This is a genomic window from Cytobacillus spongiae, from assembly GCF_021390075.1.
In genome coordinates this window covers 1114852-1137504 of the sequence record NZ_CP089997.1, presented here as the reverse complement: position 1 = coordinate 1137504, position 22653 = coordinate 1114852, and the positions used below count along the sequence as shown (strand labels likewise).

Below are 22653 nucleotides of genomic sequence, written 5' to 3'. Positions count from 1 at the left end.
ATGGTCTCATTCTTATGCTTGTTTCTGCCTTAATGCCTTGGGAATATACACACAAAATGGCTCACTTTCTAAATAGTCACCTGTCATGGCAAATGCACGTGAGCGTGAACCTCCACATACATATCGGAATTCACATTTACCGCATTTTCCTTTGTATTGGTCTGGATCTCTTAAATTCTTAAAGATTGGAGATTCGCGATAAATAGTAGCTAATGATTGCTCTCTGACATTTCCTGCCTTAATCGGCAATAAACCACTAGGATAAACGTCGCCAATATGTGAGATAAACACAAATCCATTTCCATCATTTACTCCTTTAGGAGCCCTTCCTAACCCATCAATTGATCCTGTCCTGCCTTGTTGAGTTAGTGCATCTAAATATTGAATTTCATCAGGCTGAGCCTTTGCTTCTCTCAATTTCTGCTGAATGACAACCCTTCGATAATGTTGAGCTGCTGTAGTCTTAATATCAAACGGAACTTTTCTACTTAGTTGATAGAGCCATGTGAATACCTTTTCATGTTCAGCAGGTGTGATCATATCCTTCTCTTGTCCTCTGCCAGTTGGTACTAAGAAAAATACACTCCATAAGACGCACTTAAGACTCTCTATTAGCTTCGCCATTTCTTCTAAGTAATCATAATTGTAACGAGAAATCACTGTATTTATTTGAACAGGAATCTCAAGCTCGTGGAGGTATTTTATTCGTTCAATCGTTAAGTCGAAGGAACCTGAAGTGCCGCGAAAATGATCATGAATATCTGCATTCGGTCCATCTAAGCTAAATGCCCAGCGAGATAAGCCAACTTCCTTTGCCTTTTCAATTGCTTCTTTCGTGACATTTGGTGTGGCGCTTGGTGTCATCGAAACTCTTACACCCTTCTTAACTGCATATTCTGCAATATCAAACACATCTTTGCGCATTAATGGGTCTCCACCTGTAAACACAAGCATGGGATTGTCCATTTCATAAATTTGATCAATTAAGTCTTTTCCCTCTTCGAACGTTAACTCTCGAGGGTCTGTCTTATATTGAGCTTCAGCCCGGCAATGCAAGCATTTTAACTGACACGCCCTAGTCAATTCCCAAATCACGATAAAAGGGTCTTTTTGAAAATCTCGATTAAATACCATTTATGCCCCTCCCTACTGCTTCTATGAGGATGATTATAGTTGAAACAGAGATGAAAGTAAGTGAAGTATCTCACATATTATAATTTTTCAATAGAAAAATGAGCTTTTCTCTATATCTTCTAATGTAATAATCAGAACAAAAGCTCAGGGCACCTTGTTCAAGCTAGGGAAGGCATAAGACAGTTCAGAATTGATGAAATTTATCTTCTCTTAAACAACAAAAAGGCTGAGACATAAGTATTTCATTCAATGGTATATCCGAACGATCAAGAGTTATCTCCTTTTACTAGTTCAGGTATTCTTGTTTGTTTGGAAAACAAATTTTTAAAAAATGGTGGAGTGGAGCGGAAGACACTCGACTACTAAGGGTAAAAGAGGAAAGACTGAGACACCAAAGCGCAGCGAGGAGGATCAGCTTCCTCCCCGCGGAATGCGAGTGTCTGCAGCGCAGGTGGAACGAACTTGTTTTTACAACCTAACTATTTGAATAAAGTCATTGATCGTCTTTGAGAAGGAGTCATTTAGCTATGTCCCAGCCTCTTGAATAATCCGAAGCTCAATCAATAGAATTCAGCATTCATTATGAAATGGTAAGTACTTCATATTTCTCTGCAAGCTCGATAAAGTGACCCATGCCACTTATTTTGCCGGTAATTATTTTACCTTCTACATCATAATAGTCAACACATGTTTTACAGGCGAAAACATTGACACCTTTGCCTTCTAATTCCTTTATATGGACAGAAACAAACGACTCTTCCGTTAGGGTGTAGACTCCTCTATTCATACAAAATATAGCGGAAGGTAGCTCTTCTCTTTGCTTTAATAGCGTAAAAAACGTTTCTAGCACTCCCTCACCTAGCTCTTTATCTCCTTTTCCTAGCTGGTCAGAGCTCACTAGTATTAATTTATTTTTCAAAGGTCTCTCCCCCTAAAAAAGTGCTTAGCGAATTCCAAGTGCAATTTTTGCATAGCGAGACATCCTATCTTTATTCCATGGTGGATTCCAAACTATGTTCACTTCTGTTTCCTTCACTTCTGGAATATCTACTAAAGCGGATTTAACTTGCTCTACAATTGTTCCTGCAAGTGGGCATCCCATGGAAGTCAATGTCATCTCAACAGTTGCAATTCCTTCTTCATTTACATCTACGTTATATACAAGACCTAAATTGACAATATCTACACCTAACTCAGGATCGACAACAAGCTCTAATGCTCCCATTAAACTATCTTTTAATTCTTGATCCATATTTCTACACTCCTTTAAATTTATACTTATTTTACTGCTAGTTGCATTAAATAGCGTTCAAACCATTCCACTGTTTTCTCCACACCTTCTCGACTAACCTTATGTCCAGCATGCTCGTCACTAATAAAGCAAAGTCTCTCTGGAGCCCCTCTGTATATTGGTTTTATTTTGTGATAAAACTCATATGTATAGGAGAAGGGAACAACGGTATCTTTCTTTCCATGCCAGAATAAAAGTGGTCTTTGATCTAGTTTTTCTGGCTGAATGCTAAGGTCTAGCCCTCGAAGCGTTGACAAAAGCTGTGCTAACTCTTCTTCCGAAATAGACAGCATTCCTCCTTGTTTCTCTAGATCCGCTAATTGTGCTAATGCAAACTTTTCATAATAAGGCATTCCCATTAAGCTTACAGCTGATTGAATCCAGTCATACTTTGTTAATGCACCTAGAGTTACAATACCTCCCATCGAGGTTCCAGCTAAACCAATGCGCTTAGGATCAATCAATTGCTCTGCTTCAAAGTATTCTTTAATAGTATGCAACTCGTCAATAGTCGTTAATACAATTTCCCAGAATCGTACACTTAGTTGATGTTCGTTAAGCCCGATAGTTCTTTCTCCGTGATACAAAGCTTCTGGTAAAACCACACGGAATCCTTTTTCAGCTAAATAATATGCATAATGGAGATTGTGCTCCTTCGCACTTGTAAAGCCGTGAATAAAGAAAACCACTGGCAGTTTTTCTGAAAAATATTCTTGTTTTACAATATGTACCATTGGGATTTGTTGGATCCGTTTATTCTCAACTACAACCAAATTCAAACCTCCAATACAGATTTTTGTTAAACTAATAGTATATGTTTTTACAATTGAATTAATAAATTGTTACCATAGTGTTTATAAGGTAAATTTGGTAAACGTCTGTTACATCGATAAACACCATCTACCAACTTTCATTGATTGTAAAAAAATTCTTTAGATTTAGTGTATCATGTAGACAGTGATTTTCTCAAAGCATTACACTTATTTTGTAAAAAATGAAAAAGGAGACTCCCATGAAAGAAAAACATTTAATCGCACTAGACTTAGACGGTACGTTATTAAAGGATGATAAAACCATTTCAAATCAAACAAAATTGGTACTTAATAAAGCTAAAGAAGAAGGTCACATTGTGATGATAGCAACCGGTAGACCCTATCGATCAAGTGAAATGTACTATCATGAGTTAGGATTAAATACGCCGATTGTTAACTTTAATGGCGCTTTCGTTCATCATCCTAAAGATGATGCTTGGGGCAGATTTCATACTCCTTTAGACATTAAAGTGGCTAAGGAAATTGTAGATGCTTGCAATACATTTCAATTTCACAATATTATTGCGGAAGTAATAGATGATCTTTATTTCCATTATCACGATGAAAAGTTAATGGATATCTTTAGTTTAGGTAGTCCTTCATACACGACAGGTGACCTACGACAATTTCTAAAAGACTCTCCAACAAGTATGTTAATCCATGCTGATGAGCACCATGTGAAAGAAATCCGTGATCATTTATCTGCTGTACACGCTGAAGTAATTGACCATCGAAGCTGGGCTGCTCCATGGCATGTAATAGAAATTGTAAAAACTGGCTTGAATAAAGCGGTTGGTTTAAAAAGAATTTCGGATAACTTAAATATTCCTCAAAACAGAATCATTGCATTTGGGGATGAAGATAATGACTTGGAGATGTTGGAGTTCGCTGGAAAAGGAATTGCAATGGCCAATGGAATAGATGCGGTGAAAAATATCGCAAATGAAGTGACCCTTACAAATGAAGAAGACGGCATTGGCGTTTATTTAAATGATTACTTAAATTTAAAAGCACTATAAAATTATGCAAGCAAGCCCACTCGTTCCCTTTATTATTATGTCTCTGTTATGGGCATATTATTTAATGAGTCAGCAACTAGGACTCATCACAGCTCTTAACAAACTGGAGGGATTCGGAATGGGTAAACGTAATAAATCAAAACGCTTTGTACAAAAGAGTGCAAATAGTGTATCTAAACATGATGAACGTATTCCCTATCACATGACTTATTCTGAAGCGGAAGCGCAAAAGCTAAAAAATGTGAATGAATCTTCTCTTGGTGGAATATAAAGAGCAGTTGAGGTACGCTAGCACCTTGGATGCCAGCTTCAAGTGCAAGCAAAAGGATGGAGAGCATGATCTCCATCCTTTTTGATGTTATATAGATTTTCAAGGATTACTTTCTAGCTAATATCAATCCACAAACACATTTTAATAAAATTTTTCAAGTACAAGGGGATATGTGTGAATGATTTTTCCGTCTTGTTGGCTTCTCTCATATAAGTTCAAAATAAGTGTACCATTTGTTGGTAATTCATCCCTCGGTATAGATACTTCTATCGTAAATGGGCTCCAGGATGGAAATGACTTTTGTGTTTTAACAGAAGTTTCTTGAATGAATTCATTGTGCCCGTCTTCAACTGTATAGAAAAATTCACCGTCGATTGGACGGGATTTACCCGTTACAGCATAGATCCCTTTTTCTCCTGAAACTTTGATTTGCTTGAAAACCGGATTTTCAGCAGGTACTAATAAAGTTGATTCCGATTTTTCTTCGGAATCCACCCGCTTCCCATTTACTAAATTCGCCATTAAATAAGTGGTTACTCGAAATTCCTCAGGTTTTACCCTTTCGTCCTCATAAGATAGATTCCATTTTTCTATCCAAGTGCGTTTCTCATTAGGTTTTAATGTGATCTTTTCAACTGTTTGTGTAAACGAAAGCCGTTCTGAGTAACGATAGATCACTTGGTCTTTATCATTTTTCACTTCAATTTCATAGAGCTGAGAAGAAGGGAATTGAAAAGTAATAGGAAAAGCTTCTTCATTTTTTAAAACGAGTTCAAATTCCGCATGCTCTGGTCCTGCTGTTGGAATTACATAAAAAGAATAATCAATTGTAGAGGCTTGCCCTCCTTCTTGTGCTAATCCAACTAAAGGATACAATAAGCATAATAAAAGAATGGCCACTACTAATCGTTTCATTTACGTCCCTCCATTAAGAATTATAATTAATCTTTACGGAAAAAGCCGATAATCCCCGTTGTTTGAACGATATTGGTAAAAGCATTTGGATCTACTTCATTGACAACCTGCATTAAATCATAAAGCTCGTAACGGGTAATTACGATGATCATCATTTCTTTATCCTCATTCGTAAAAGCACCCTTTGCAGGAACTGTGGTGATACCTCGAACAAGCTTAGCATGCACAGCTTTTTTCATTTCATCCGATTTTTTTGTTACAATCATTGCCGTCAGTTTTTCATGCCTTGTATGAATGGCATCAATCACACGAGTTGATGCATATAAGGTTACGAGCGTGTAGAGCGCTTTTTCCCATCCATATAAAAACCCTGCTGTCACAATAATAATCCCATTTAACGTAAAGAAATATGTACCTACAGGGCGATCCTTCATTCGGGATAATACCATAGCAACAATGTCCATCCCGCCTGTAGATGCCCCCCATTTTAAGGTAATCCCTACACCAACTGCTGCAATAACTCCACCAAACACTGCATTCAGTAAAATATCTTCAGACAATTGAATAATGGGAATAATCTCCAGAAATAGAGACATAAGAAACACACTAATAAAACTATATAGCGTAAATGATTTCCCTACTTTTTTCCATCCTAAAATGGTCACAGGGATATTTAAGATAAATAAGAGAATCCCTGTTGATGCAAACGATCCAAAAATCCCAGATAATAGCTGAGCTACACCTGCGAATCCGCTTGCATAGACATTTGCAGGGATTAAGAAGAAATTCATAGCCATTGCATTTAATAATGCCCCTATAGCTACGACAATGAGTTTTTTCGTTTCAAGCCAAATCATGAAGAGTCCTCCTCAAACCTATTATTATTTCTATACCCTAAAACGATGTTTTTGAACACAAATAATTGTATTTTAAATTTTTTCAAGCTAAACTTATAAACAAAGAATGCCGAAAGCAGGTGAACTATATGTCAGTAAAGATTTTAGCTGACAGCGCGTGTGATTTGCCATTAAGCTTTTACAAGGAAAATGATGTCACACTATTACCACTAAAAGTGGAAATTGATGGTGAGGAGTTTGAAGATCTCGTAACCATCCAACCTATTGAAGTGTATAACGAAATTCGCAACGGAAAAACTCCAAAAACCTCTCAAGTTTCTCCCCATACCTTTAAAGAAATCTTTACCCGTATGGCGGAAAATAATGAATCAGGTATTTATATTGCCTTTTCCTCAGAACTATCAGGTACATATCAAACTGCTGTAATGATTAAGGAGCAAGTGCAAGAAGAGTTTCCACAGCTAGACTTAACCATTATTGATTCAAAATGTGCTTCCGTTGGCTATGGCTTAGTTGTCCTTGAAGCTACACGACTTGCTAAGGAATCATTATCAAAAGGCGAATTAGAAGATAAAATCATCTTCCACTGTCAGCATATGGAGCATTTATTCTCCGTAGAAGATTTAGATTATTTAGCAAAAGGCGGTCGAGTATCTAGAGCCTCTGCATTTCTTGGTGGTTTGCTAAACATCAAGCCCCTATTGAATGTTGAAGATGGAAAGTTGATTCCGATTGAAAAAATCCGCGGTAAAAAGAAGCTTCTTAGACGAATGATTGAAATAATGAAGGAACGCGGAGTCTCTCTTGATACTCAATTAATTGGGATTAGTCATGCAGATGACCTTACAACAGCTAATGAAATCAAAGAGATGATCCAAGCTGAATTCCACCCAAAGGGCTTTTATATGAATACGATTGGTTCAGCAATAGGCTCACATACTGGACCAGGTACAATTTCCATCTTTTTCTTAAATAAATTGCCTTCTTAAAGTTACATACTCCTTTCGATTTATACAGACACTATAAATGAACCTATTTTGGAAAGGAGTATTTCTATGCCACATACTTCTGATAATGATAAAAAAGCCAAGGACAAAAATGCACTTCGTCATGAAAAAAACATGATGAAAGAAAAAAATCGCCAAGCTGGCAAAAATCAATATTCGAAAAATACTGATCATCTATAAAGATAAAAAAGGCTAAGAGCAAGCGTTCAAATGACGCTTGCTCTTTCTTCAGTCTTTTTTCACATATGTCCAGCCTTCTTCTTGGTAAATCTTCCCTTCTTTCATTAGCTTACCTAGAGCACGCTTAAATGCACCTTTGCTCAATTGAAAACGCTCTAAAATATCTTCTGGCATGCTTTTGTCCCCATACGGCATAGCTCCATTTCGAGATAAGAGGTATTGATAGACTCCCTCTGAATCTTCATCTAAGGCTTCTTGCTTTCTAGGGAGCAATGATACATTGACCGTTCCATCTACTTTCACATCAACGATCCTTCCCTCAATCTTCTCCCCTAAACGAGGCTCCTCTAATCTTTGGGATTCATGAATAAAGCCTTTGTAGCCCTCAGCTGTGAATATCCAGCTACCTACTTTAGCCGTACGATATATATGACCTTGAATGTTTTTGTTATAGTCCTTGCTTGTAGCTTCAATCGAAAGTTCTTCCATGATTGGGTCTGTTGCAAGCTTCGCATACAATCGATGATTTCGGTTAATGCGGATGGTGATATATAGTAAGTCACCGATTTGTGGCCATACTGATCTATGAGTAGGCAAATCCTCTTCGCCAAGTAATAGATGTTTATTAATCCCTATATCCAGGAAAACACCAATTCCTGGCTTAATATCTACAACTTTTACCCAATTGTATTTTCCTACGGATACAACTGGAATTGTCGTCGTTGAGGCAACCCTTCCTTGGTTATCCGTATAAAGAAACACCTGAACCTTCTCATCCACGCTGTATTCTCGATCAGCTTCATTCGTATGTAACAATACATCTTCTGTTCCGTCCGTTAAAAAGTAGCCAAACGAAGCTTCTCTAGATACAGTTAAGTTAACTACTTCACCAATCTGCTCTTGTAATGACATATTTATCCTCCTTTTTCTTTCCTAAATCTATATAACAAACGCCATTAAGACAAATTGAACTCATTGTCTTTTGGATACTTTACTTTCTACTCAGAGTTACTCCTATTCATTATAGTCCTTCTCGTGTATGAACCTTGATCACAATTTAGTTAACCCTTTGCGAAGAAATTGTCCATAAAGTTGTTTGAACTGCTATATTTTACTATAATGTAGCCATAAAGTGAAACCTTTCCGTAATGGTTTTTATTATTCCACACGGAAATTTCTTTTACCCAATACTTATCAAATTATTAGGAGGTACATATGGCTAAGGATAGTTCATTTGATGTTGTATCAAAGGTAGATTTTTCAGAGGTTACAAACGCTATTAATCTTGCACTAAAGGAAATTAAAACACGCTATGATTTCAAAGGAAGCAAAAGTGATGTTTCACTAGATAAGGAAGAGCTTGTTCTTATTTCAGATGATGAATACAAACTAGAACAATTAAAGGATGTCTTAATTAGCAAAATGATCAAACGTGGAATTCCGATTAAAAACCTCGATTACGGTAAAATTGAAGGAGCTTCTGGTGGGACAGTCCGGCAGCGTGGAAAGCTCATTCAAGGAATTGATAAGGACAATGCTAAGAAAATTAATATGCTTATTAAAAATAGCGGGTTAAAAGTAAAAAGCCAAGTGCAAGATGATCAAGTACGCGTCACAGGAAAGAATCGTGATGATTTGCAACAAATCATCGCTGCCATTAAAGATGCAGACTTATCAATTGATGTTCAATTTATTAATTATCGCTAATCAATACAGTGCGAATGGGATGATGCTCATTCGCATTTTTATGTCGCAAAAACTTCACATTTCGTCCTTGGATATAATGAATGACTCATGTATTATACCTATATAGGTATAATTTTTTTCTAACAAAGGAGGCTACAAATAGATGAGCAAAAAAATTATTATTGTTGGTGGAGTGGCCGGCGGAGCAACAACTGCAACGAAATTAAGAAGATTAGACGAGCAAGCAGAAATTATTATGTTTGAGCGTGGAGAATTTATCTCCTTTGCAAACTGCGGACTTCCTTATCACATCAGTGATGTGATTGAAGACCGTTCGAAGCTTCTAGTTCAAACAGTGGAAGGAATGACTAGTCGTTACAACCTAGACATTCGTAATTTCACAGAGGTACTTTCAATTGATCGTCATAAGAAGAAGATCAATGCGAAAAATTTGCAATCTGGAGAAGAATACGAGGAGTCATATGATATCCTCATTCTCTCTCCTGGTGCCAAGCCTTTTGTACCACCAATAAAAGGGGGAAAGAATCCAAATGTCTTTACACTCCGTAACATTCCTGACATGGACAAGATTAAATCTTTTATAAGTGAACAAAAACCCAAAACCGCAGTTGTGATTGGTGGAGGTTTTATTGGAATTGAAATGGCTGAAAACTTAGTTGAAGCAGGTTTAACCGTTTCAATCGTTGAAAAATCAAACCAAGTAATGGCTCCTATTGATCCTGAAATGGCTGAAATAGTTCATAACAAGCTCGAAAATAAAGGAATTAATCTTGTTCTAGAGGATGGCATTCAAGAGGTTACAGAAAGCGGCAGAAATGTAGTGTTAGAGAGCGGAAAAATGCTTGACTCAGACTTAATCATTTTAGCTATCGGAGTTAAACCAGAGAATAAATTAGCAACTGATGCAGAGTTAGAGCTAGGTGGAAGAGGTGGAATCATCGTCAATGATTATCTTCAAACATCTGATGAATCTATTTATGCATTAGGAGATGCCATTGAAGTTAAGGACTTTGTCCTTGGCTACCCAACTATGATTCCTCTAGCATGGCCAGCAAACCGGCAAGCACATATTGTTGCACACCATATAGTAGGAAGAAAGATCAAATATCCAGGAACTCTTGGCACATCTATTGTTAAAGTCTTTGACTTAACAGTAGCAGCAACTGGGAATAACGAAAAGACACTAACACGTTTAGATATTCCTTATGAAGTTGTTCATATTCATCCACTTTCACATGCTGGTTATTACCCTGGTGCAGAACCGATTGCTTTAAAGCTAGTATTTGACAAAGAGACAGGGAAAATCTTTGGAGCGCAAGCAGTTGGAAAAGATGGAGTGGATAAGCGGATTGATGTCCTCGCCACTGCCATCCGTGGAGGTTTGACTGTTCATGATTTGCAGGAGCTTGAATTAGCATATGCCCCTCCATTTTCGTCAGCAAAAGACCCAGTCAACATGCTGGGATATGTTGCGGCCAACATTGTCGACGGCATGATTGAAACAGTGAAATGGCATGAAATTGACGAGCTTGTTCAAGGAGGAGGATATTTACTCGATGTTCGAACAACTGTAGAACATGATTGTGGATGTATCCAAGGTTCTAATAATATTCCTCTAGATGAACTTCGAGATCGATTAGAGGAACTTCCGAAGGACGATACGATTCTCATCACCTGTCAGGTTGGATTACGAGGATATCTCGCGTCAAGAATTTTAATGCAGAACGGCTTTAAAGTAAAAAATTTATCTGGTGGCTATAAAACATATTCCACTTTTAAAAAGTCATAAGCATCCTTAGACGACTTGCTATTTAGCAGGTCGTTTTCTTCATTAATAAAATAATAGCAGGATCAACACACGGATAATTTCAGGAGATGGGGCAAATCCAAAATAATAAATGTAAGTTAATTCACCTGTTTTATTCCATACTAATAAGGGAAACTTCTGAGAAATGGAAGGAGTGCATGAGAATGAATAAGGAAAATCAATCGTCAGCAGGATTTCCCCCGCAACATCAAAAGCGCCAGCCAGGAATCGAATCACAGATGAAGCCCCTGCCTTTATCCGTCGATTCTAACTACAAAGGAAGCGGAAAGCTAAAGGGTAAAACAGCCATTATTACCGGTGGCGATAGCGGAATTGGTAAAGCAGTTGCCATCTATTTCGCAAAAGAAGAAGCAAATGTGGTCATCTCCTATTTGGATGAGCATGAGGATGCTGAAGAAACGAAAAAGCTTGTCCTAGCTGAAGGACAAGCTTGCATAACGATTTCTGGAGATATTGGGGATGAAGGCATTTGTCGTCAATTAATCCAGCAAACGCTAGATACATTCGGCCGCATTGATATCCTTGTAAATAATGCAGCAGAGCAGCATCCACAAAAAAGCTTAACAGACATAAGTGTTGAACAATTGGAACGAACCTTTCGTACGAATGTTTTTTCTTATTTCCATTTAACGAAAGCAGCACTTCCTCATTTACAAAAAGGGAGCTCGATCATTAATACGGCTTCAGTAACGGCTTATGAAGGAAATGAACAGCTAATAGATTATTCTTCTACGAAAGGTGCCGTAGTTTCTTTTACCCGCTCTCTTGCTAAAAGCCTTGCAAGTCAAGGTATTCGAGTAAATGGCGTAGCCCCTGGCCCTATTTGGACACCGCTTATTCCATCTACCTTTTCTGCAGAAAAGGTGAGCCAATTTGGGACAAACACTCCGATGGGGCGAGCGGGACAGCCCTTTGAGCTAGCACCTAGCTATGTTTATTTAGCAAGTGATGATTCAGCTTATGTAAGTGGACAAATGATTCATGTGAATGGCGGGACAGCCGTAAACGGGTAAAGTAACAATAGCTCAGTGCGTCTTGGTCATGCAAGGGCAAGCAAGACAAACTAGAATTGAAGAAAGTCATTCTAATCTGACGTACGACCTCTTAAGGCTTGTCGAAGTACTTTATCCCTAAACAAAGAAAAAACAAGCAGCTATGTGTACCTTTACATTCGCTGCTTGTTTATGACATGATTGGCCTCTTCAAACTAGGTATACTACAAGATGAACGTTTGATAATTCGATGAGAGACAATCATTCGTTTGACCGGTTCATTTGGATTTTCCACCAGTTGAATCAGTGTCTTCGTAGCATGGTATCCAAGATCAAAAATATTAATATCAACTGAGGTTAAAGGTGGACGGGACATTTCTGCTAATAGGACATTATTAAACCCAACAACAGAAATATCCTCTGGAACTTGAATTCCAAGCTCCGTTAAGGTGTTTAATATACCAATTGCCATAAGATCATCGGCTACAACTAGAGCAGTAGGTGGTTTATCCAATAGAAGAAGTTCGCGAACTGCCTCTTGTCCCCCCTCTTTTAAAAACTTCTCATGAACAATATATTCATTTCGGAAAGGAATTTTGGCCTCTCTTAAAGCTTTCTCATAACCAAGCACTCGATCAACTGTCACGACCAAATTTACATTTCCGCCAACAAACGCAATTTGCTCGTGACCAAGCTGAAGTAAATAATTTGTCACATCTTTAGCAGCCCTAAAATTATCATTATCCACATGAGAAATCGTCTCTTCGTGTTTAAATGGCTTTCCTACAACAACAAAAGGAAAATCCCTATCTTGCAAATAGTTGAGAACCGGATCTTCAACCTTCGAATAGAGCAGAACCAACCCATCTACCCTTCTACCTTGCACCATTTGGATGACGCCATCGTATATTTCTTCCTCTGTTTTCCCTGTCGTCATATGAAGAGCATATTGTCTTTCATGAGCCGCTTCACTAATTCCTCTTAAAACGGTTGGAAAGAATGGGTTTTGAAAAACAACATCAGTTGAACTCGGCATCACTAAGCCAATTGCTTGTGTTGACTGACTTGCTAAGCTACGAGCAATAAAATTTGGATGATACCCAAGCTGCTCCATTGCAGCTCTTACCTTTTGCTTTGTCTTTTCACTGATCCGAGGATTATTTGCAATCACACGTGAAACTGTTGAAGGGGCTACTTTTGCTAGTTTTGCCACATCTTTAATTGTTACACCCATCAGTTCCCCCTCTTTCATCATTGACTATTCCTTTATTATAATCGAATGTAAGCGTTTTTTCTTTCTTTTTTCAGTTATTCACATATTTCCCATAATATCTGAAAAAATGATAGACAAAGGGAGAGAAATATATCATTCCTCTCCCTCTCATCTATGCAACCTCTATTGTTCTGATCGATTTCTTCTCGCTCTTTTCCAAATTAATACTAGAAAACCAATGAAAGCAGAATATACAATACCCATTGTTACTAAATAAGGAATATTTAAGCCTGACTTATTTGTTAGTACATAAACCTCAGCTTCTTCTCGGTCAATAATCATCGTATATTCTTCGTTTTCCTCACGGACAAGATCGCCTGCAAGTAGCCCTCTCAGCTCCTTATCTGCCTCAAATGTACTTGCTGGGATGGCAATGCTTTGAGATTTTGAAGTGTTATTTAGAGCAACAATTGACACTTCATTCTCAAACTCACGCTTATAAACTGCTACACCATTCTCTTCCTTTACAAGCTCCATTGTGCCTTTGGTTAATGATGGTAGACGATCGCGAAGCTCCCCAAGCTTCGTTAAATACTCAATCAATTCTTTATCTGTTCGAAAGTCCATTTGATTATAATTATCAGGAACATCTCCACCATCTAAAGCAATCTCACTTCCGTAAAATACAATTGGAACTCCTGGGGTAGTAAACATATAGGCAAGTGTCAACTTCCATCGTGCACCAGGATGAATATTTTCATCAATAATTTCCCTTGTAAAGCGTGATGTTAAGTGATTGTCAACATAGTTCCCTTTTAGTACTTCATTTTCCTGCTGTAATGAAAGGAGCTCTGATATCGACTTGTCAGGCTTCTCAAATGCATTTCGCAAAGGTTTAACCAGACTTGTATTCAATTGAATATCCAGTTCTATTTCATTCGAATTTCCCATCAATATAAAATCTTGATTCTCTTTCTTGACAGCCTCTGAAAAATCTCGCCAATAACCGAAATCGCTATCTACGGTACCGATAAAATATCCATCAAGCTTTGTTTCTTGAATCCACCAGTTCGCTAGATTGACCATTTCCTTCTGCACTTCTTCATTTGCCAGGTTAACTTCATACTGCTCTTCATTCACCTGACCCTTTAACCAATCCTTTTTTTGTGAGTTTGTTACCCATGGATGTTCGCTTCCGACAAATTGAACAGGAAAATCGACGATTACTTTTAATTCAATTTTATGTGCTTCCTCAACAAGCTCCTTGAACATTTCAATATTGCCAAAGTGCTCTTCCGTTTGATAGAAGTCATTCACCCAATATCCATGATATCCTCCATCTGCATTTGCAAATATCGGTGACAGCATAATGGAAGTAAAGCCCATTTCTTTTATGTAATCAAGTCGATCTATGATTCCTTGAAAGTCTCCACCATGGTATGCATCCATATTTTCCATTTGTACATTTTCATTGTTTGATGGATCTCCATCATTAAACCGATCGATCATTAAAAAATAAATTGATTCATCTAGCCATTTCCGCTCTTCGTTTTCAACCGCTCCAACTGGGAGACCATAGAAAAGAAGAAATGGAATGAAGAATAGAGACAGTGCTCTTGATTTCATCCCCGCTCCTCCTTAAAAGGTGATATCGGAATGTAAAAAAGTCATATAGTTGATGGCATGCAATTTTGCATACCCTTACATAGCTTTACCTATTCAATAACCAATTAGACCCTTCTTTCATCCTCCTATAGATTAGCCTTTCCGATCTTCTTTAGTCAATCATGAAGGCTCTTATTCTATAAACAAGAAGAATTTCTCAAACCCTCTAATTCCTCTTGATTTGATTCCCTATTTTTTGTTACTTTGGAATATAATAATAATCAAAGAATAGTTTCTTAGAACGAATTGAATTTTGAGGATGCCTTGTACCTAGTAGCTTCAAACTGTACAATAAATTCCTGGCAAATGCGCAAACGATTGCGCTATAAATGGAGGTGAATATCTTTGATTGAATGTTCGTCTATATACCATCGTCCTATTGATCATCTAACGTATCCAATCGACCATCATTCACTTCACATTAAAATTCAAACGAAAAAAGAAAATGTGATGAAAATTAAATTAACTTATGGTGATCCATTTGAGTGGGAGAATGGCACCTGGATATCTCATATCACCGAAATGAAAAAGATAGGCAGTGATCACCTCTATGACTATTGGCAGACGAGTATCCATCCCCCTCATTTCCGTATTCGTTATGGCTTTGAGTTAATAGGTCATGAAAATCAAATTTTCTATACCGAGAAGGGATTCATCAATGAACGCCCAAATGACCCTGGTAGCTACTTTTGTTTCCCTTACTTACACAGCAATGAAATTTTTTCAGCGCCAGACTGGGTAAAAGATACAGTATGGTATCAAATCTTTCCTGAGCGGTTTGCAAATGGAAAAGAGTCGCTCAACCCAGAAAATACTCTAGCATGGGGAAGTGTGCCTCCATCCTCGACCAATTTTTTTGGCGGAGATTTTCAAGGAATCATTGATCACCTAGACTATTTGGGAGATTTAGGTGTAACAGGTATATACCTCACACCAGTGTTTAAAGCAAAATCTAACCATAAATACGATACGATCGATTATTTTGAATTGGACCCACAGTTTGGGGAGAAACAGCTTTTTCAAAAATTCATTATCCAATGTCATTCCCGAGGCATAAAGGTGATGCTTGATGCCGTTTTTAATCATTGTGGCTATTACTTCCCTCCATTTCAAGATGTATTACAAAATGGTGAAAAGTCAAAGTATCGAGATTGGTTTTACGTGAATCAGTTTCCTTTGGAAGGGGGACCTCTTCCAAATTACCGTACCTTTTCCTTTGTAGAAACTATGCCAAAGCTAAACACCCAAAATCCTGAAGTAAAAAAATACTTACTAGACGTTGGGCGCTATTGGGTAAGTGAGTTTGATATTGACGGTTGGAGATTAGACGTCGCAAATGAAATCGATCATATTTTTTGGAGGGAGTTTCGGACGGCCCTAAAAACGATAAAGCAGGATCTCTATATCTTAGGTGAGGTGTGGCACGATGCTATGCCATGGCTTAGGGGAGATCAATTTGATGGCGTAATGAACTATCCATTTACATCCTTTGTTATCCAGTTGTTTGCAAAAGGTGAGATAACAACCAAAGAATTTATCGAGGGGATGACAGCCGTAATATTCAAGTATCCTGAAACAGTCAACCAATCATTATTTAATTTGGTAGGAAGCCACGATACACCTAGAATTCTGTCAGAATGTGGAGGAGATATTCGAAAGGCTAAAATAATCTTTACATTTTTATTAACGTTTCCTGGAACACCTTGTATTTATTATGGAGATGAAATTGGATTATCAGGTGAAATGGACCCTGGATGTCGAGGATGCATGGAATGGGATCCAACTCAGCAAAATATTGAGTTATTTCAGCATATACAAAAGTTTATTAAACTTAGAAAAGAAGTCCCCCTTCTTGCAAATGAGGGTGATTTTTCTTTCCTTCACTCAACCGGTGTCACAGGGTGCCTAGCCTTTACGAAATCAACGGAAACAGAAGTTGTTTTGGTTGTGATGAACCCCTCTGACGAAAATAGTGAGTTTCCGATCCCCTTTCACTTGAGAGGAAAGAAGATTACAGACTTAATTCACTTGAAAGAGTATGCAGCTGAAGCAAGTCAATTGCTTGTCCAATTGCCACCATATGGCTATGAGGTTCTCCATTTTTCAAAGGAATAAATTTAGACACGTTTCATGCATAAGAACAAAAGCCCCGTTTTCATGAGGGGCTTTTTTGGAGGCTATTATGGAAAATCAATCAAAAAGGAATCTTACTCTATTTACGCTCACATGGCCCATTTTTATTGAAGTACTCCTACATATGTTAATGGGAAACGCAGATACCCTCATGCTATCTCAGTACTCCGATAATTCAGTAGCTGCTGTTGGCGTGTCAAACCAGATTCTAGCATTTATTATAGTCATGTTCGGTTTTGTCGCTACAGGAACGGCTATTCTAATTGCACAAAACTTAGGTGCTAAGCAAATGAAAACTGCCTCTGAAATAGCCGTCGTTTCATTAGGGGTTAACTTTGTATTTTCCCTTGGCTTAAGCTTAATCATTTTTTTATTAAGCGAGCGAATCCTCCTCTTAATGGATATTCCCAATGAACTATTAGAAGAGGCAGGCGTTTATTTAAAAATTGTTGGTGTCTTTTCATTTGTTCAAGCATTGATCATGACAGTTGGTGCCATTCTTAGAAGCTATAGCTTTACTCGAGATGTTATGTACATTACAATCGGCATGAATATATTAAATGTCATAGGTAACTATTTTGTTATCTTTGGTCCATTCGGTTTTCCTATTCTCGGAGTTGAGGGCGTTGCCATCTCGACAACAATCAGTAGATTCTTAGGTTTACTTGCTGCCCTTATCTTGTTATTTAATAGAGTTAAAGGCGGTTTCCCATTAAAGTTTCTATATCATTTTCCTAAAAAACACTTGAAGGACTTACTGCGTATCGGCATTCCATCTGCCGGTGAGCACCTCTCCTATAATGGTTCACAAATGGTCATCACTTATTTTATCGCGATTTTAGGTACACAGGCCTTAACCGCAAAAGTGTATGCACAGAATTTAATGATGTTCATCTTTTTATTCGGTATCGCCATTAGTCAGGGAACTCAAATTCTCATTGGACATATGGTTGGTGCAAATGAATTTTCAGAAGCCTACAAACGCTGCTTGAAAAGCTTGAAGCTTGCAGTGATGATTTCTTTTTGTGCTGCTCTAGTGTTTAGCTTTTTCTCCCATCAATTGCTAGGGATATTCACATCAGACAGTGAAATTATTCGGGTAGCTAGCACCTTAATATTGTTAACTATTCTGTTAGAGCCAGGACGCTCATTTAATCTAGTCATTATCAATTCATTAAGAGCTGCTGGCGATGTCAAATTCCCTGTGTACATGGGCATTCTTTCAATGTGGGGAGTCAGTGTAACTTTATCCTATCTGCTAGGCATCCATTTCGGTCTAGGCCTAGTCGGGATTTGGATTGCTTTTATAGCGGATGAATGGTTGAGAGGCCTCCTGATGCTTTGGAGATGGAAATCAAAAGTTTGGATGGATAAATCATTTGTAAAGAAGATACCTTCTCGCTCGTAGACTTTTGCTTTTCTGTTCGGACTCGGGTTCCTCTTTTTCTTGCATTCTTGTCCGATATCGCTCTCTCTTCGGACTCGGGTTCCTCTTTTTCTTGCTTTTCTGTCCGATATCGCCCTCTCTTCGGACTCGGGTTCCTCTTTTTCTTGCTTTTCTGTCCGATATCGCCCTCTCTTCGGACTCGGGTTCCTCTTTTTCTACCTTTTCTGTCCGAAATCACTCTCTCTTCGGACTCGGGTTCCTCTTTTTCTACCTTTTCTTGTCCGATCCGCCCTCACCTTCTTCACATTCATTTTCATCTTCTATCCTGACACCACCAACACATGGAGTTTTTTCATCAATAAAAAAACACCCGGACTAATCGCATGAAAAGTCCAAGTGTTTTACTAAAACAATTTATAATGAAGCCATAATTCGTTCTTTTATATGATCTGTGACGAAGTTTCTCTGCTTAAAGACGTTATAGCCCTTGTTCCGAATTTCATCTAAAATTGCTCGATATAGAAAGGCTGCTCCTTTTACAGGAATCCGTGAATACTCTGGATATAATTCTACTGTTTCCATTGCTTGCTCATAACTGTCTTCTGCCATTTTCGCGAGTTCTTCCCACATTGAGATGAAGCGTTCGTTTACCTCATAGTGAAGAAATTCCTTCATAGAATAATGATGCTGGATAAATTTCTCCTTTGGAAGATAGATCCTTCCTTTCATTAAGTCCTCGCCGATATCTCGAAGAATATTCGTAATCTGCATGGCAAGACCTAGCTGTATAGCCCCTTCCCTAAGTTCTGTTTCTTTTCCTGGTGCAAGAACGGGTAAGAGCATTAATCCCACTGTGCTGGCAACATGATAGGAATAATCAACCATTTCTTCTACCGTATCATATCTGTTTTTACATAAGTCCATCTTTTGTCCTTTGATCATGTCATCAAATGCTTGTTCATCCATGTCAAAACACTGAAACACATCTGTAAGTGCCATCCACATTGGATCATCTACAAAGCGGCCCTTTTTAAACAGTGCGTATTCTTGCTCAAATTGAAGAATTTCTCGCTTCGGATGGGCGCTTTCATCGATAATATCATCTACTCTTCTGCAAAAGGCATAAATGGCCCAAACAGCCCGTTTTTGGCTGGATGGTAAAAAAGAAAATGCTCGATAGAAGGTTTTCGAATTTTCCTTTATCACGTTTTCACAGAATTCATATGCGACTTGAAGTTTATCCAATTGTCATCACTTCCTCTTTTGATATATAGGTAGTCGTTTCCTTAAACATTTCCTCAGCGACCAATTTTGCCCCTTGCATAACTATCGGAATCCCCCCACCAGGGTGAGTGGATGCCCCTACTGCATAAACATTCTGTTCCTTAAATGGCTTTACTTGTGGTCTAAACACACCAGACTGCATAAGAGCGGGTGCTATACCAAAGCTTCCTCCCGCGAAGAGCCCTTCCGCCTCCGCATCTTCAGGTGTTCTCACTTTCATCCATTCGACATGCTCTCTTAAATTAGGGAACGCATCATCCTCTATTCGGCGAAGAATCTTTTCTTGAAATTCCCTCGTTTCCTTCCAAGCAATTTGAGACCCCGAAGGTACTGGAACAAGCACATAGAGAACACTTTTCCCCTTTGGAGCTAATGATGAATCTATACTTGAAGGGTAGAATGTATAGTACGATGGATCAGTAGGTAGTTCTCTTTTTTCAAATATCTCCTTCATCGATTGCTTAAAGTTACTTCCGATAAAAAATTGATGAGTCATTTGATCTTCATATTTCTTATTCAAACCGAAATAGAAGAGCAAGCATCCTGATGAAGGGGTGTATGACTTTTCTCTATTTAATAGCTCTCGCTCTGCTACTGGGAAATCCCCATTTACTACATATGAATCAAACACATGACGTTCATCGTTTACCATTAAGTAATCGACGTGTGAACCTGTGGAATGAAGCTCCTGCACTTTAGTATCCAAGTGGATGGTAACTTTCCTTTTGCGTAACTCCGCTTCTAACACATCAACTAAGCTACCATATCCACCTTTTAAATAATAAATTCCATGTTTATGCTCACTGTATGAAATTAAGCTGTAAATCGCAGGTGTCCGCAAAGGATTTCCACCAATATACAAAGTTTGGAGTGCATATGAAACTCTTAGTCTTTCATCCGAAAAATAGCGAGAAAGTTGCTTATACACATCTCGGAAAGCTTTCATTTCAAGTAAAGTCTTAATCGTTTCTTTGTTATAAAAATTCCGTTTCCTTGTAAAGGACTTTTCAAGAAACTTCGGTTTTCCTGTATTAAACCGACCTTCCATATCTTTCATAAATTGGCGGAAGCCTGCTAGATCATCGGGTGACAGAGAGGTGATTTCCTTTTCTTGCTTTTTCATATCCGCATACTTGGTATAAGCACTTTGATCAGCAAAATGAATTTTATACAGTGGATCACATTTGATTAATTCATACGCATCACTATTTATTCCTGCCTCTGTCAAAATATCCTGTAACATTTCTGGCAATAGGACAATGGTTGGACCTATATCAATTTTAAACCCATTCTTTTCAACAAACCCTAACCTTCCACCAAGCCGTGCCTCTTTTTCTAAAATAGTAACATCATGCCCTTGCTTTGATAAAAGTAATGCAGTAACTAATCCGCCTATTCCACCGCCAATAATCGCTGCTCTCATAGTGCCTGCTCCATCTTCGGCTGGATTGGGTATTCTATCTTAAGTCCGTCGCTTTCCATAATTAATCTTGTCGTAATTCGTGCAGACTCTAAAATAGTTGGGAGCCCACTCCCAGGGTGTGTCCCTCCCCCAACTAACCATGCATGGTTTAACTCTTCAAAGCGATTATGAGGACGTAGTACCATCATTTGTGATAGCTGGTGACCAAGATTAAAGGTTGCCCCTTTATAGACATGCATATCTTGTTCCCAATGCCGTGGGCTAATAATTTTTTCCACCTCAATAAATTGTCTTAAACTTTTAAAACCCGTTTTTCTCTCGATTGTCTCAAACACTAGATCTCGAAATGCATTCTCGTGCTTTTCCCAGTCGATTTCACTAAAATTATTTGGAACAGGAGCTAGAATATACAAGGCTGATTTTCCCTTTGGTGCTAACGTAGAGTCTGTAATTGATGCATTCTGAATATAAATGGAAGGATCCATAGATAACGTCTTCGTTTTTGTAATATCCTCAACGTTTTTCTTATAATCTTCTGCAAAACAAATCGTGTGGTGTGGAAGATTATACATATGATTGAGTCCTAGATAGATCATGAAGGTCGAGCAAGAATACTTCTTCTTCTCTAGCTTCGTCGGACTGTATTTTTTCAAAGCCCCAGGTTCTACAAGTTTTGTCATCACATGGGCAAAATCCCCATTAATGACGACTTCATCTGCCTCAATTTTCTCGCCATTTTCTAAAATGACACCTTTCACATCTTTTCCTTCTAGCCATAACTTTTCCACACCCATATTCAATCGGATTTCTCCACCATATTCCTCCGTTACCTTTGCCATTGCTTTAGGAAGTTGATTGAGTCCCCCAATCGGGTGAAATATTCCATGTTCATGCTCCATATAAGATAAGATGGAGAAGGCTCCAGGACATTCCCATGGAGACATTCCGAGATATTTTGATTGAAATGTAAAAGAAAGCTTGAGTTTTTCACTTGTGAAATATTGGCTTAACACGTCATAAAGTGACTTACCTAACGATAGTTCTGGAAGTGCTTTTAATACCTTTAAGCTTAAATAATCCGAATATCGATCCATCTTACTTTGAAGAATGGGTGTTAATACATCCATCTTCTTCTTTGTTTCCTTCATAAACGCCAGATACCCTTTTCCCTCACCTGGAAAATGCGTTTCAATTTGGTGATACATTTCATGTTCATTTCGAGTCATCTTTAGCTGAATATCGTCAAACTGTAACTCATACATGGTTTCTAACTCTTCCAATTGTAGATAATCATCTATGTTACGATTTGCGGCTTCGAATAGCTCCTCAGCAATATGAGGCATGCTCAAGAAAGTTGGACCAATATCGAAAGTATATCCATCAATGGTCATTGACCCATTTCTTCCTCCAACAAATGGCTGTTTTTCAAATACAGTTACGTTATATCCTTTACTTGAAAGGAGCATGGCTGCTGCTAATCCCCCTGGCCCTGCACCAATGACGATAATGTTTTTTGCCATGATTGGCCTCCTAGT

Annotated in this window: 21 protein-coding genes; 9 read left to right on the top strand and 12 right to left on the bottom strand. The window is 38.2% G+C overall.

Annotation, left to right across the window (positions count from 1 at the left end; all coding sequences use genetic code 11):
• Nucleotides 1-12 precede the first annotated feature (12 nt).
• The 4 genes from LS684_RS05940 to LS684_RS05925 form a co-directional block, all read right to left on the bottom strand.
• Entirely contained in the window at nt 13-1134 is a 1122-nt protein-coding gene (locus LS684_RS05940; RefSeq protein ID WP_233810697.1) for a TIGR04053 family radical SAM/SPASM domain-containing protein, read from the bottom strand.
• A 580-nt stretch (nt 1135-1714) separates the two neighbouring features.
• Nucleotides 1715-2053 carry a DsrE family protein gene (locus LS684_RS05935; RefSeq protein ID WP_233810696.1) on the bottom strand — a complete coding sequence of 113 codons (339 nt, stop codon included), beginning with the start codon at nt 2051-2053 and terminating at the stop codon, nt 1715-1717.
• 24 nt (nt 2054-2077) lie between these two features.
• A complete protein-coding gene (locus LS684_RS05930; protein WP_233810695.1) occupies nt 2078-2386 on the bottom strand; it encodes a metal-sulfur cluster assembly factor in 309 nt (102 codons plus the stop codon).
• 26 nt (nt 2387-2412) lie between these two features.
• Nucleotides 2413-3198, bottom strand: coding sequence for an alpha/beta fold hydrolase (locus LS684_RS05925; protein ID WP_233810694.1), 786 nt, complete (start codon nt 3196-3198; stop codon nt 2413-2415).
• 239 nt (nt 3199-3437) lie between these two features.
• Between LS684_RS05925 and LS684_RS05920 the strand changes: the two genes are divergently transcribed.
• Entirely contained in the window at nt 3438-4256 is an 819-nt protein-coding gene (locus LS684_RS05920; RefSeq protein ID WP_233810693.1) for a Cof-type HAD-IIB family hydrolase, read from the top strand.
• Nucleotides 4257-4374: 118 nt separating this feature from the next.
• Entirely contained in the window at nt 4375-4527 is a 153-nt protein-coding gene (locus tag LS684_RS05915; protein ID WP_233810692.1) for a hypothetical protein, read from the top strand.
• A gap of 141 nt (nt 4528-4668) precedes the next feature.
• On the opposite strand, the gene LS684_RS05910 is transcribed toward LS684_RS05915, so the two are convergent.
• Together LS684_RS05910 and LS684_RS05905 are read right to left on the bottom strand one after the other, a co-directional pair.
• Complete coding sequence (locus LS684_RS05910) at nt 4669-5442, bottom strand: BsuPI-related putative proteinase inhibitor (RefSeq protein ID WP_233810691.1); 774 nt, start codon at nt 5440-5442, stop codon at nt 4669-4671.
• A gap of 26 nt (nt 5443-5468) precedes the next feature.
• The gene (locus tag LS684_RS05905; protein WP_233810690.1) at nt 5469-6299 is read right to left on the bottom strand and encodes a YitT family protein; all 831 of its coding nucleotides are present in this window, start codon (nt 6297-6299) and stop codon (nt 5469-5471) included.
• 128 nt (nt 6300-6427) lie between these two features.
• Between LS684_RS05905 and LS684_RS05900 the strand changes: the two genes are divergently transcribed.
• Nucleotides 6428-7288: a DegV family protein gene (locus LS684_RS05900; protein ID WP_233810689.1), complete on the top strand. Its 861-nt coding sequence runs from the start codon at nt 6428-6430 to the stop codon at nt 7286-7288.
• A 66-nt stretch (nt 7289-7354) separates the two neighbouring features.
• Nucleotides 7355-7486, top strand: coding sequence for a DUF3941 domain-containing protein (locus tag LS684_RS05895; protein WP_233810688.1), 132 nt, complete (start codon nt 7355-7357; stop codon nt 7484-7486).
• A 48-nt stretch (nt 7487-7534) separates the two neighbouring features.
• Here LS684_RS05895 and LS684_RS05890 read toward each other — a convergent pair whose 3' ends face one another.
• On the bottom strand, nt 7535-8398 hold the full coding sequence (locus LS684_RS05890; RefSeq protein WP_233810687.1) for a CvfB family protein: 864 nt from the start codon (nt 8396-8398) through the stop codon (nt 7535-7537).
• Nucleotides 8399-8701: 303 nt separating this feature from the next.
• Between LS684_RS05890 and LS684_RS05885 the strand changes: the two genes are divergently transcribed.
• The 3 genes from LS684_RS05885 to LS684_RS05875 all read left to right on the top strand — a co-directional run bounded on the left by LS684_RS05885 (nt 8702) and on the right by LS684_RS05875 (nt 12034).
• Entirely contained in the window at nt 8702-9193 is a 492-nt protein-coding gene (locus LS684_RS05885) for a YajQ family cyclic di-GMP-binding protein (protein ID WP_233810686.1), read from the top strand.
• Nucleotides 9194-9335: 142 nt separating this feature from the next.
• Nucleotides 9336-10982, top strand: coding sequence for a CoA-disulfide reductase (locus LS684_RS05880; protein ID WP_233810685.1), 1647 nt, complete (start codon nt 9336-9338; stop codon nt 10980-10982).
• 182 nt (nt 10983-11164) lie between these two features.
• Nucleotides 11165-12034 carry an SDR family oxidoreductase gene (locus LS684_RS05875; RefSeq protein WP_233810684.1) on the top strand — a complete coding sequence of 290 codons (870 nt, stop codon included), beginning with the start codon at nt 11165-11167 and terminating at the stop codon, nt 12032-12034.
• Between the two features lie 169 nt (nt 12035-12203).
• Here LS684_RS05875 and LS684_RS05870 read toward each other — a convergent pair whose 3' ends face one another.
• Both LS684_RS05870 and LS684_RS05865 read right to left on the bottom strand, forming a co-directional pair.
• Entirely contained in the window at nt 12204-13247 is a 1044-nt protein-coding gene (locus tag LS684_RS05870; RefSeq protein ID WP_233810683.1) for a LacI family DNA-binding transcriptional regulator, read from the bottom strand.
• Between the two features lie 162 nt (nt 13248-13409).
• Nucleotides 13410-14852, bottom strand: coding sequence for an alpha-amylase family glycosyl hydrolase (locus LS684_RS05865; RefSeq protein WP_233810682.1), 1443 nt, complete (start codon nt 14850-14852; stop codon nt 13410-13412).
• A 387-nt stretch (nt 14853-15239) separates the two neighbouring features.
• Here LS684_RS05865 and LS684_RS05860 point away from each other — a divergent pair, with 387 nt between their 5' ends.
• Both LS684_RS05860 and LS684_RS05855 read left to right on the top strand, forming a co-directional pair.
• Nucleotides 15240-17006, top strand: a complete 1767-nt coding sequence (locus LS684_RS05860; protein WP_233811553.1) for an alpha-glycosidase — start codon at nt 15240-15242, stop codon at nt 17004-17006.
• Nucleotides 17007-17073: 67 nt separating this feature from the next.
• Nucleotides 17074-18432, top strand: a complete 1359-nt coding sequence (locus LS684_RS05855; protein WP_233810681.1) for an MATE family efflux transporter — start codon at nt 17074-17076, stop codon at nt 18430-18432.
• A 393-nt stretch (nt 18433-18825) separates the two neighbouring features.
• Here LS684_RS05855 and LS684_RS05850 read toward each other — a convergent pair whose 3' ends face one another.
• Genes LS684_RS05850 through LS684_RS05840 form a run of 3 tightly spaced genes read right to left on the bottom strand, consistent with a single transcriptional unit; the run spans nt 18826 to nt 22638 of the window.
• Nucleotides 18826-19656: a phytoene/squalene synthase family protein gene (locus LS684_RS05850; RefSeq protein ID WP_233810680.1), complete on the bottom strand. Its 831-nt coding sequence runs from the start codon at nt 19654-19656 to the stop codon at nt 18826-18828.
• The gene (locus tag LS684_RS05845; protein ID WP_233810679.1) at nt 19649-21118 is read right to left on the bottom strand and encodes a phytoene desaturase family protein; all 1470 of its coding nucleotides are present in this window, start codon (nt 21116-21118) and stop codon (nt 19649-19651) included. The genes LS684_RS05850 and LS684_RS05845 overlap by 8 nt, the downstream gene beginning before the upstream one ends.
• Nucleotides 21115-22638, bottom strand: coding sequence for a phytoene desaturase family protein (locus tag LS684_RS05840; protein WP_233810678.1), 1524 nt, complete (start codon nt 22636-22638; stop codon nt 21115-21117). The genes LS684_RS05845 and LS684_RS05840 overlap by 4 nt, the downstream gene beginning before the upstream one ends.
• Between the last annotated feature and the right edge of the window lie 15 nt (nt 22639-22653).